Raw genomic sequence first — 10,743 nt, 5'->3', positions numbered from 1 at the left:
ATGGGTGGGCTCGCTGGAGCCGCGTTCGCCGCTTCGTGCTTTCGACAAATGCCTCTGGTGGTTCGGCGGCGGCAACGCCTCCACCGCGGTTGAGGTCAAAAGCCCTTGGCGCATAGTTGATGAGCTCGGCCTAGCGCGCTTGTGAACCGCAGCGCATCGAGACGTTGCCGCAGAGTCGTCGGCAGCGAAAGCTGCATTTGCGTAGCCCCGCGCAGATCATCCGCACCGCCCCCCGAGCTCAATGGGTCGCACAACACCATTACCGTCCGGACCACTAAGTGCGTCGCGGTCTTCAGGTGATGCCGCCGTGGAAGGTCCTTCTGCACCAGCGCGGCAAGCCGTGCAAAGGAAGTCCGCTCGAAATCGTCGTATACCTGTCCCGTCGGGATCATTGGCCGCCTCGCTGCACGTAACGGTCGGGGCGGATCTGCTTTTCGCCAGACCACCGGTAGGCGGTCAGCGATCCACCCTTGACGGCGCTGAAGTCCACGCAGGCGGTGTAATCCGTCCAGTCGTGGCGGTGCTTCGGAGAGCCTTGCCGCCAATAGTGGCCATAAACGACAGGTACTTGTCCGGTGTAGACGTAGGAGTGGTCACCGTCGCCCAGTTCCGCTTCCGGCAATTGAGGGTAAGGACCGCCGGAGACGGTGGTGAATCTTCCTTCCATTTCAGCGATGTCGCGAAGCGTGCGGGCAGTGCTGTTCCACCACCGCACTCGCGCGTTACCGCGTATGAAGCCATCCTTGTCGTAATACTTGGGCTGGCCGTGGTTGACCAGACTGATTTCCGGCCCCTTGAGCAGCGTCTCGACCGCACGGTACAGCGGATCTTCCGGGGTGCTGGCCGACACGAGGTGTTCGGTCTCAGTGAATGGCACATTTGAACCGCATCGCTGCTCTACGAGCCCAATTGAGTCGTCATGCCAACATGCGTGCACGACGCGCAGACCGCCGAGATCCAGCCACAGCGGCATCGTTTTAAACCACTCGAGGTAGCTACGCCGATCACCGCCGCGGAATTGATCGAGAAAAGCCTGGTGCTGCTTGGTGTTCTTCTCCGACCGCCGGCTCTCCGGGTCATCATGCGCACGGAGGAACTTTCCGCTGCCATGCGGCCACTCTGTGTGGTAGGCAATAGCGTTGAATTCATGGTTGCCCATGACAATTCGGGCACTCCCCGCATCAACCATGCGTTTGACGAGCTGCAGCACGCGCAGCTGTTCGTCTCCTCGGTCGATGAGGTCACCCACAAAGATGGCTTGGCGACGAGGGTGTCGGTATTCCCCGGTCACGCCGGCTGGTTTGTAGCCGAGTTCGACGAGTAACGCTTCGAGCTGGATGGCGCATCCGTGGACGTCGCCGATGACGTCATAACCCTCCGGCGTGGAATCGAACACCGCCTGCCCCCTCGTCTCGTGTCGACCAGTCATCGAGCCACGTGAAATCATTTCACTAGACACCGACAAGCGTCCGACTTCACAGATATGCGCAGTTGGCGCTGGCTTCGTCAATCCGGTTGTCGCTCTTGGCGATCGTGCTTGTCGTCAGCCGTGGCGGTGGGCCCGTGCCCGAACTCCTCGGCGATTTTGCGTAGCGGCGCCCTCTCTTGAGGGGTCGGGTTGTTGGTCCCAACCGAGTACCCGGACTGCGGTTCTCCGGTGTCCCCGCCCGGTATCGCATCCAGGTCGGCCAACCAGCGGTGCGGAATCGTGTAGCCGTAGTTCTCGCGCATCGCGCGCTCGATGAATTGCCTGGTGGTCTCGGTCGGTCGTCGGTGAATCCGCGGAACACACGGCTCCACCCTGTCCAGCGAGGCAAGGTTGAGCGGACCGACCGACGCCACGTCCAGCACATGGAACTTCGGCTTCCATTCTGCTTGCCCGCCGATTCGCAGCGTCGAGCGTAGACGATCAGCGTCATGATGCCACAGTGTGAGATGCAGGTCGTCGCCTTCGATGTCAAGGCGGCCGTCGTCATAAACGGCAACGACTTTCACCGTGATGATCGGCTGGCCCGGCTCGTGCGCTTTCTTTCCCTGGATCAAATGCACCAGGTGCCCTGGCCCGAACGAGCCGCAGGGACGGTTTTGAGACATTGCAGTTACTCCCAAATCGGGCCCCTGCTACGAGAGGCGCTCTTGCCAAGCACCGGTTGGTGCTGGCCGCTTCGTCATCCGAGCCACCCACGAGCGTGGGGTTGGCGTACCGCCCAGTCGGAGCTTGGCGACGGTAACTCGTGAAGCACATTCATCTTAGCGCGCGAGCCGTCAGGCGGGGCGAATTCGGTCTGCGACGCTAGATTTCACCTGCGCAGCACGACTGTGGCCACCCGAATAGTGGTCAGGGCAAGGATGACGCGTTCGAATGGTCCGATGCCACCCCGCTCGACGCTGGCGCTCGGCGCTTGGCAGACTGTGTCCATGGCACAGATAACTCTGCGTGGAAATGCGATCAACACGGTCGGCGAACTCCCAGCCGTCGGCTCCCCCGCCCCCGGCTTCACCTTGACCGGCACCGACCTCGGCCCGGTCAGCAGCGACCAGTTCCGTGATAAGCCCCTGCTGCTCAACATCTTTCCGTCCATCGACACCCCGGTCTGCGCGACAAGCGTGCGGACCTTCAACGAGCGCGCCGCCGGCAGCGGCGCCTCGGTGCTGTGCGTCTCCAATGACCTGCCGTTTGCGCAGGCGCGGTTCTGCGGTGCCGAGGGCATCGAGAACGTCCAATCAGCATCGGCGTTCCGCGACAGCTTCGGCGAGGACTACGGCGTCACCCTGACCGACGGCCCGATGGCCGGCCTGCTGGCCCGCGCCGTTGTCGTGATCGGCACCGACGGCAAGGTCGCGTACTCGGAACTAGTCCCCGAGATTGCCCAGGAGCCCAACTACGACGCGGCACTGTCCGCAGTGAGCTCCTCGGCGTAACGCCGGCTGACTACTTCAGCTGGGCCGGCCGCTACGCCGTAGTCCCCAGACGCTGTCCGCAGCGTTTCTACACTCGTTGGCATGGCTGCCACGATTTCTGCGCGCGACCTTCAGAACCACACCGCGGAGGTGTTGCGGCGCGTTGCGGCGGGTGAGGAGATCGAGGTGCTCGAGGACAATCGTCCGGTGGCACGCATTGGTCCGGTCGCGCGGCGCCGCCAGTGGCTGCTGGCTGCCGACGTGATCGGCGAACTGGTGCGTCTTGGTCCCGATGGCCACCGAACTTCGTGAAGACCTGCGCAAACGCTGACCCAGACCACCGACGATATGCCGTAGTAAGTACACAACGGGCGCTGGCCGACACATCCGTCTTCATCGGTTAGAGGCTGCGCGCATTGACGCCGGCCGGTTCGCCGATTACGAATGGGGCGTCTCGGTGATCACGCTCGGTGAGCTGCGGCACGGCGTCCTGCAAGCCTCCGGCCCGGAAGCCGCCGCACGCCGGCTTTTCACTTATCAGCTTGCCCAACGATTCGAACCACTCAACATTGACGAAACCGTATCGGAAGCGTGGGCATTACTGGTGTCGAAGCTTCGCGCAGCCAATCGACGAGTGCCTATCAACGACAGTTGGATTGCGGCAACCGCTGTGGCGCATAATATTTCGATCGTGACTCAGGACAACGACTACTCTGCCATGTCCGACATCGACGTCATCACACCTTGATTCAACAGGTCGACTTGCAACTCGTTGCGGCTGCAATTCGCGGTCGGCGAGGCTTGTCGGTGCACCATTGCATCATTGATCTGTGACAAACGTATCGACGAGCCGGTATGGCCCTCCGCATCGACACCTGGGCAGCCGAGCAACGCGATGACTACCTACGAAGGCGGCCTGCCGTTCGCAGGCCCGTCGGGCCGGGCGTCTTGGTCGGTGCCATACCCCGGGTCGTGGACGTCGAGGTGGCCCGCGTCGGCGATGTCGGCGGCGTTCCAGTCGCTGGTGGCGTGGTAGTAGTAGCCCTCGTCGGCGGGGATGTGTTCAGGCCACGGGTCGAAAGTCGCGGTGTTGCCCCACCGCCATTGGCGGCGCCATTTGCTGCGATCGCCCAGGACGTAGCCGATAGAGTCGAAGTGCTAGTGGGGTCGGCGAGCGGTTGGTGAATTTTGGCTAGCGGTGAGTGCCCGGGTCGTGTGCCGTCACCGTCGGACCCCACAGCCGGTACGGGCCCTCGGCGGGCTCGTCGACCACATCGCCTTTCGGGTGGCTCCTAGCGCACGCTGCCGTCGTCGGCTTGCGCGCGGCTCCACTCGGGGTGGGATGCCACAAACGGGGAGATGGCCCCGTATTGCTGGGCGGCGGTAAGGATTTCGTCAGGACACATAGTTGTGCGGCGAGCCGTCGTCGTCCTCGAAATCGGCGTCGTCGGAGGCGTAGTAGTTTTTGAGCACGCTGATCGGCATCGACACCTGCCGATAGTTGGCGGTGTGTGCCTGGCGCTGATCGGCTAAACCCTGGAGCGGGCCAACCTTTCCCTTTGCCGTCGTTCTTTGGACATCTTGATGGTGGTTTCCCGCCATTCCTTGACGGCTTCCCGAATAGAGCCGTCGCGTAGGCCCTGAAGCTCCTCGTCGGTGAAGCTGTGACAGCACCTGTGTTCGCTGATGAACGCCTCGATCTGATCGGGACTCTCGGCGGCAATAATCTTGCGCGTATTGCGCTGCATCCAGCTCAAGTGTGGCCTTAGCTCGCGCCAGGAGTCGCGCCACTCGTGCGATGATCGACTTGTCGTCATCTGTGAGATCCTCTCAGCTCTTGTTGCAGAGAAACGGGAAGGCGTAGGGGGCCGCCAGGTGACGAACTCGGGCGGGGGATAAGGCCGGTGCGTGCATGCAGCGTAGCCGCATCCTCACGGGCGGCTTGCGCGGAGATTCCCCGCTGTTTTGCAGCGCTGAGCACCGAGCTGGTCTGCACGCCAATGTCTTTAGCCCAGCCGCACCAGCGCTCGACGATGTAATCCAGCGCCGCCTCGTCACGAAGATCAGCTCCGGTGGCGGCCACTTCGGCGATCGCGATCGCCATCGACGTGTCGCCGGTCCACTCGCCCGGCTTGAACGGACCCAGGCCACCAGCAATCATCGCGACCGACTCCTCGGGCCCGCGCGGCCCGTCGAATTCGTAGCCGGCGCCCAGGGCATCGCCCGCGGCAGTTCCGAGCAGAGTGCCGCAGGCCCGATCACGCTGTATAGCAGTCAAATCCATAGTGGTCTCCTCTCGATGGGCAGTAGAGACTAGAGCAAGGCACCGACACGCGACCGCCTCCACGTCGGTCCTATTGGGCGAACTCCGCACGATATGCGTTGAGCTCCTCGCGGATCCGCTCGATGTCACTGTCAAGTTCCCAGTCTTTATCGGCGGTGTACGCCATGAACAGCGCTTCGCACACCCTCGTCCCCATCTCGAGTTCGTGCTTGAGGTCGCTGGCGTATTCCGCCAGGCGCGGATGATCGAGCGCGTGGCTGTATCGGACATCCCTGCCTTCTGGCAGGTCGTAGACAGTTCGCATCCACCAGGACAGCAGACCGAGTGCCTCTCGGGCGCGAGCACCCAAAACATCGGCGCGAGTCGCTGATCCGAGTTCACGGCACACCGCAGCCGTCAACACCAGCCGCTGGGTGTAGTGCGCACGTACGTTCCACTTCGTGACATCGTCTGGGTTCGATGATTCAACCAACCTGAACATTGCGACCTCCCTTTCTGTTCAAGGACCTTGATCCGAAGCCACGACCGCACGGTCACGGCCGACTGAAGGCTCATCGCGCCGGTGCCGCTCCGCACTTCGCGAATCAGCAGCTTTCACTGACGTCGCCGTGTTCGCCCCGCTGCGTACCGGTCAGCCACTCGAAGCGGCGGGATATGGCTGTAGTCACGACTTCTCAGCTCGGCGTTTCTGGCCTCTTGTTCGGCCCAGATCTTCTGCATGTACCGTTGCCCGGCCGGAGTGTCCGCAGGCGGAGGCGGGCCATCGGAGTCTGCTCGACGGATAACGTGGCAGTCTTGCCGTTCATCGGGGACTGCCAAACTGAATACGGTGCGCGGACCGCCCATGAAGGCGTCGGTGGGAACAGCGAGGATGTGCCAGCTTGGCTTCCAGACTGCCATACCATCGAAGCGCTCCAAGGCGGAGCGCAACAGATCTGGCCGGTGATTCCATCGCACCAGGGACAGACCATCGCCCTCGATGTGCACTAGTCCGTCGTCGCCGACCACCGCGGTGACCGGGATGACCTCCGACGGCTCGCGCATGGATTGGTTGAACTGGACATGATGGATCTGATGACCAGGTCCATGCGAATCGCACTGACTATCGGGGCCTGGAAGTTCCCACACATATCTCGACATGACGACTCCATCGCGTCGAGCCTCCGAATGGAGGCGCTCTTGCCGGCACCGGTGGGTGTCGGCCGCTTCGTCATCCGAGCCACCCACGAGCGTGGGGTTGGCGTGCCGCCCAGTCGGAGCTTGACGACGGCAACTCATGAAGCACATTCAGTTTAGCGCACCGCACCGACAAGCAGGCTCGAGTTCGCGCTCGCCGCGGCATGGTCTCGATTACCGGCAGGCCTTAGCCCCGTGGTCATATCGCCCGTTGAGCAGCGCCGACACCGTCCCTGGCTGCCACAGGCGACCTTTCGGAGTCCGCTGGCCCGTCGAGTTCAGTACCCGCGCCGTCGCCGCCTGCGTGACACCGCAGCCGTGCACCAGCCAACGGACATAGCGCTTGAGCATCGGCTGGCGTTGCGACCACGGCGTTGTCGGCGCCGGAAGAGTTGGCGTCCAAGCCGTTTCGGTGTCCGAACTCGCCTCGGTGCCGGCACCCGACCGAGCTCGTCGAGCTGTCGTCGTCACCGGCGCCGAGGCGCCCGCGGCGACCAGCGCCAGTTCGATTTCCCGCCCGAGGCTTTCGGCCCCCACCGCCGCCAGCGCCGCATGGTCGAGCTCGTCGACCACCTGGACCTCGCGTCGCAGCGCGAAGTCGATCTCGCTGTACCCGCCGGTGGTCGGAAACGACCCCAGTTGCCGACCAAAGCGAAGGTTGAGGCCGTGCCGCTGCAGCACCAGACCCAACCGTCGCCAATGCTGCTCACGCCCCAGATCTGGACAGAGGAAGGGCACCCAGACATCCATCCGGCCCGCGATCGCGCAACCCAGCGCCGACACCACCGCCTCGACCTCGGTCAGGTCCTCGGTCGACGTTGCCGCACCCTCCGCGAACCCGAAAGCGTCGGCGATCACGCAGTTCTGCTGCGCCGCAAACGCAGTCAACTCGTCACGGTGCTGCACCGTGTCGTGGTCGCCGAGCAAAACCACCCGAGATCCCGCCGCTGAGTGGTCCGGAAAATGCGCCATAGATACCTCCTGATGCCCAATGCCTCCCCCGCGAGACGCCCTTACCGGCGGCCGTGCCGATCCCTTGGCGACGGCGTCTCATGAAGCCGACCTCAAGGTAGCGCGGCCCACCGACAAGTCCGGCCGCTCAGCCCGCCGGCACCGCGATGACCGCTCCGCCGGCGCCGATATTTCACGCAGGCTGCGCCGGCAGGTTCTCTGTCGGTCCAGCTTCAGGCGCTTCGCCGAATCGGGCCAGCACCAGTGTTCCGGCGACAGCGATGGCGAACCCGACGAAAACCATCCAGCCGAGGCCGCCCCGAGTCCGGTCACCGAGCCATACCACTCCGATGAGCGCCGGCCCGATCGTTTCTCCCACGACCATTCCCGCGACCGCCGTCGTCACCGATCCGCGGTTCAGCGCCGACGTCAGCAACAGAAACCCTGCGACCCCGCCGGCGAGCACCGCGTACAGGGCCGGGTTGGTGTAAAACGTGGCTGCGGTCGGATCGATCGGATCGACCAGGCGCACGCCGACCTCGACGACACCGAAACCGGTCCCGGAGCCCAACCCCAGGATCAGTGCGCGGGGGCGGTCGCTCAATCGGCCTCCCGCGACGCCGGCGACGAATACCGCGGCGACCACACCCAGCAGGCCCCAGGCGAGTCCGGCGGGGCCGTGCGAAGAACCCTCCGGTCCGGCAGCGAGCCCCAGCATCGCCAGGCCCGCACAGACCACGGCCACGGCAGTCCACTCGACGGAGGACAGCCGCGCCGACAGCAGCCACGCGGCCACGATGGCGGTGACCGCCAGCGAGGCGGCTATCGCCGCGGCGACGACGTAGATCGGCACCAAGCGCAGCGCCACGACCTGGAACAGAAAGCCGAGGCCGTCAAGGCCGAAGCCGGCGAGATAGCGCCACTGCCGGACGGCGCGCAACAACAACACCGCGTCGACGCCCGAGCCGCTGCCGGCTTCCACCGAACGCGTCGCCATGGCCTGCAACACCGTCGCCGTGCCGTAGCACACGGAGCAGCAGAGCGCGAGCAGTAACCCGGTCAGCACATGCTGACGATACGGCCCCGCGAACCCACCGTCATGCTCGTTATCCGCCCTCACCGAACGAGGGCGGCGCCGACGCCTCAGCAGTCCCCCACACCGAATTGGGGACCGCCGAGAGCGAGAACGCGACGTCGGCGCCGGTGTGGATGATCGACTCCGGCAGATACGTCTGATCGGTGGGCTGACCGTCGACGGTCAGGCCGTTGATGTACGTCACGCCGTTCGACGCGCCCGGCGCCGAGATGCGAATGAATTGCCCTGCGGGCAGCGCGATCTCGGCACGGTCGAACAACGGCGTGTTCACGGTCAGGATCGGCGTTCCCGGCGTGGCCGGATACAGGCCGAGCGCGGCCCACACATACCAGCTGGACTCCGCGCCCAGGTCGTCGTTGCCCGGCTCACCGTCGGGCGTGGGGCCGAACAGTTCGCGACGCACCCGGTCGACAGTATGTTGGGTCTTCCACGGTTGACCGAGGTAGTTGTAGAGCCACGGCACTCCGAAGTCGGGTTCGTTGCCGATCCACAGATACGGCTTGTTGGTGCCGACATTGAGCTCGGTCGTGAAGCGGTCCAGCCGGTCGGCCACCGCCTGGCGGCCGCCGAGCGCGGTCACCAGGCCGCCGACGTTCTGCGGCACCAGCCACAGATATTGCTCGGCGTTGCCCTCGTCGAACCCGGGCTGCCCGAACTCGTCGGGGCCAGGTTCGACGAAGCCGGGGCCGTCGGGGAAGGCGCCGTCGTCGCTGCGGGGCGAGATGTACCCGGTAGCCGGATTGAACAGGTTGTGCCAATACTGCGCCCGACTGCCGAATTCGGCGGCGGTCGCGGTGTCGCCGAGCGCGTCGGCGAATCGGGCGATAGTGAAGTCGTCGATCGACCACTCCAGCGTGATCGACGCGGCCTTGTAGTCGAACTCGGCGGTCTGCGGCGCATAGCCGTGCTGCAGATAGCTGGCGATTCCCGGCCGCTCCACATAGTCGCCCAGCCCGACGCCGCCCTGCGTCGCCCCCTTCACCATGTAGCGCAACGCGCTATGGATGTCAAAGTTCTTGGCGCCGAACGTGTACAGGCTCACGATCAGCGGCACCACATTGTCGCCGCTCATCTCACCCGTCGCCGCATTCGCCAGCGCCCACCGCGGCAACGACCCGCTCTGCTCGGCGTCGTTCACCAGCGACTGCGCCATGTCGCTGGCCCGCTCCGGGAACAGCAGCGCCTGCAACGCCGCCAGGCAGCGGTAGGTGTCCCAGTCGGAGAAGTTGGCGTACTGCGTGTGGCCCGCGGCCGCGGTGTGGATGGTGCCGTCGAATCCGATGTAGCGGCCGTCGGCATCGTTGAACGTGTTGGGGTGCAAGAACGATCGATACAGCGCGGTGTAGAAAGTCTTGATGTCGGCGTCGCTGCCGCCCGCCACCGCGATGCGCGACAGCACCGTGTTCCAGTCGGCCACGGCTGCCGCGCGCACGTCGTCGAAGCTCGCCGTGCCCTCGGCGGCGAGGTTCGCTTGCGCGCCCTCGACGCTGACGTAGGACAGCGCCGTGCGAACCTCGAGCACCGAGCCGGCCGGGAACTCCACGTATCCTCCGGCGTCACGCGAATCTGCCTGGCGGCCACCGGCATACATCGCGCCGCCGCCCCACGTGCCGTAGCCGGTGAACGGCCGACTGAACGTCATCGCGAAGTACACCGTGTAGGTGTTGTTCTTGCCGCAGAATCCCCCGGTGGTCGCCGATCCGGTGATCGTGGTGTTGTCCTCGCCGATCGCGATGCTGGCCGCAGAGTCGCCCGCGATCGATCCGCCCGCGCGCACCTGGAACAGGGCGGGCCGGCCGTCGTCGGGATAGCGGAACCGGCCGACCCCGGTGCGAGTGGTGGCGGTGAGTTCGGCGATCACCCCGGTGTCGGGGAAGCGCACGGTGTAGTAGCCGGGCACGCCCACTTCGGTGTTGTCATGGGCGATCCGCTCCCACGCGTGCCACGGTTGCGCGCCGATCGGGGTGGTGGTCGGCAGCATCGGGATGTCGCCGAACGCCGCGCAGCCCACCGAGGCGTGCGTCATGCTGAATCCGGTGGCGCGCTCGTTGGCGTGGTTATAGCCGGCGTAGGTGCGGGTGGTGTCCGGCGAGTACTGCACCATCCCGAACGGCACCGACGCGCCAGGGAAGTTGTTGATCTCCCCGACCATCTCGCCGCCGGTCCCGGTGCCGATCAGCGTGTCGACGTAGGTCACCGGGTTCGCGACGAAGCCGGCCTCTTCGGGGTGTGCGACGGGCGTCAGCGTCAGGCCGGTTGCCGCGACCACAGCGACGAGTGCCAGTCCGGACCGCATAGCAGTCTCTTACTGCAAACAGCGACTTCGCGTGGGCGT

At 65.0% G+C, this 10,743-nt stretch carries 9 protein-coding genes, 4 pseudogenes and 2 riboswitches; of the genes and pseudogenes, 4 read left to right on the top strand and 9 right to left on the bottom strand.

The window, feature by feature from the left end:
- Positions 1-388 precede the first annotated feature (388 nt).
- Positions 389-1,396 carry a metallophosphoesterase gene (locus tag A5707_RS13350; protein WP_065014945.1) on the bottom strand — a complete coding sequence of 336 codons (1,008 nt, stop codon included), beginning with the start codon at positions 1,394-1,396 and terminating at the stop codon, positions 389-391.
- A 110-nt stretch (positions 1,397-1,506) separates the two neighbouring features.
- Positions 1,507-2,094, bottom strand: coding sequence for a hypothetical protein (locus A5707_RS13345; protein ID WP_156657888.1), 588 nt, complete (start codon positions 2,092-2,094; stop codon positions 1,507-1,509).
- A gap of 33 nt (positions 2,095-2,127) precedes the next feature.
- Positions 2,128-2,240, bottom strand: a riboswitch (SAM riboswitch).
- Between the two features lie 178 nt (positions 2,241-2,418).
- Here A5707_RS13345 and tpx point away from each other — a divergent pair.
- The 4 genes and pseudogenes from tpx (at position 2,419) to A5707_RS23850 (ending at position 3,937) form a co-directional block, all read left to right on the top strand.
- Positions 2,419-2,922, top strand: a complete 504-nt coding sequence (gene tpx, locus A5707_RS13340; protein ID WP_065014943.1) for a thiol peroxidase — start codon at positions 2,419-2,421, stop codon at positions 2,920-2,922.
- Positions 2,923-3,003: 81 nt separating this feature from the next.
- Positions 3,004-3,258 (top strand): annotated as a pseudogene (locus A5707_RS13335) (type II toxin-antitoxin system Phd/YefM family antitoxin).
- Positions 3,259-3,275: 17 nt separating this feature from the next.
- Positions 3,276-3,649 (top strand): annotated as a pseudogene (locus A5707_RS13330) (type II toxin-antitoxin system VapC family toxin).
- A 147-nt stretch (positions 3,650-3,796) separates the two neighbouring features.
- Positions 3,797-3,937, top strand: coding sequence for a hypothetical protein (locus A5707_RS23850; protein ID WP_156657886.1), 141 nt, complete (start codon positions 3,797-3,799; stop codon positions 3,935-3,937).
- A 493-nt stretch (positions 3,938-4,430) separates the two neighbouring features.
- Here A5707_RS23850 and A5707_RS13320 read toward each other — a convergent pair whose 3' ends face one another.
- The 7 genes and pseudogenes from A5707_RS13320 to A5707_RS13290 all read right to left on the bottom strand — a co-directional run.
- On the bottom strand, positions 4,431-4,649 hold the full coding sequence (locus A5707_RS13320; protein ID WP_065014940.1) for a hypothetical protein: 219 nt from the start codon (positions 4,647-4,649) through the stop codon (positions 4,431-4,433).
- 152 nt (positions 4,650-4,801) lie between these two features.
- Positions 4,802-5,185: pseudogene (locus tag A5707_RS13315) on the bottom strand (ADP-ribosylglycohydrolase family protein); the annotation flags it as partial.
- Positions 5,186-5,255: 70 nt separating this feature from the next.
- Positions 5,256-5,666, bottom strand: a complete 411-nt coding sequence (locus tag A5707_RS13310) for a hypothetical protein (protein WP_065014938.1) — start codon at positions 5,664-5,666, stop codon at positions 5,256-5,258.
- A gap of 113 nt (positions 5,667-5,779) precedes the next feature.
- Positions 5,780-6,229, bottom strand: a complete 450-nt coding sequence (locus tag A5707_RS13305; protein ID WP_065014937.1) for a hypothetical protein — start codon at positions 6,227-6,229, stop codon at positions 5,780-5,782.
- A gap of 126 nt (positions 6,230-6,355) precedes the next feature.
- Positions 6,356-6,467: riboswitch (SAM riboswitch) on the bottom strand.
- A gap of 68 nt (positions 6,468-6,535) precedes the next feature.
- Positions 6,536-7,333, bottom strand: coding sequence for a hypothetical protein (locus A5707_RS13300; RefSeq protein WP_065014936.1), 798 nt, complete (start codon positions 7,331-7,333; stop codon positions 6,536-6,538).
- Between the two features lie 172 nt (positions 7,334-7,505).
- Positions 7,506-8,378 carry a DMT family transporter gene (locus tag A5707_RS13295; RefSeq protein WP_065014935.1) on the bottom strand — a complete coding sequence of 291 codons (873 nt, stop codon included), beginning with the start codon at positions 8,376-8,378 and terminating at the stop codon, positions 7,506-7,508.
- 46 nt (positions 8,379-8,424) lie between these two features.
- Positions 8,425-10,704, bottom strand: a pseudogene (locus A5707_RS13290) (GH92 family glycosyl hydrolase); the annotation flags it as partial.
- Between the last annotated feature and the right edge of the window lie 39 nt (positions 10,705-10,743).

Source organism: Mycobacterium kyorinense, assembly GCF_001672775.1.
GTDB classification, from domain to species: Bacteria; Actinomycetota; Actinomycetes; order Mycobacteriales; family Mycobacteriaceae; genus Mycobacterium; species Mycobacterium kyorinense_A.
Note: the sequence above shows the minus strand (reverse complement) of the source record. Positions and strands in the feature narration are given on the sequence as shown.

Bases quoted from the DNA above. Each gene is read 5' to 3' on its own strand.
- A5707_RS13345 (WP_156657888.1), bottom strand. From the start codon at position 2,094: ATGTCTCAAAACCGTCCCTGCGGCTCGTTCGGGCCAGGGCACCTGGTG.
- tpx (WP_065014943.1), top strand. From the start codon at position 2,419: ATGGCACAGATAACTCTGCGTGGAAATGCGATCAACACGGTCGGCGAA.
- A5707_RS23850 (WP_156657886.1), top strand. From the start codon at position 3,797: ATGACTACCTACGAAGGCGGCCTGCCGTTCGCAGGCCCGTCGGGCCGG.
- A5707_RS13320 (WP_065014940.1), bottom strand. From the start codon at position 4,649: ATGCAGCGCAATACGCGCAAGATTATTGCCGCCGAGAGTCCCGATCAG.
- A5707_RS13310 (WP_065014938.1), bottom strand. From the start codon at position 5,666: ATGTTCAGGTTGGTTGAATCATCGAACCCAGACGATGTCACGAAGTGG.
- A5707_RS13305 (WP_065014937.1), bottom strand. From the start codon at position 6,229: ATGCGCGAGCCGTCGGAGGTCATCCCGGTCACCGCGGTGGTCGGCGAC.
- A5707_RS13300 (WP_065014936.1), bottom strand. From the start codon at position 7,333: ATGGCGCATTTTCCGGACCACTCAGCGGCGGGATCTCGGGTGGTTTTG.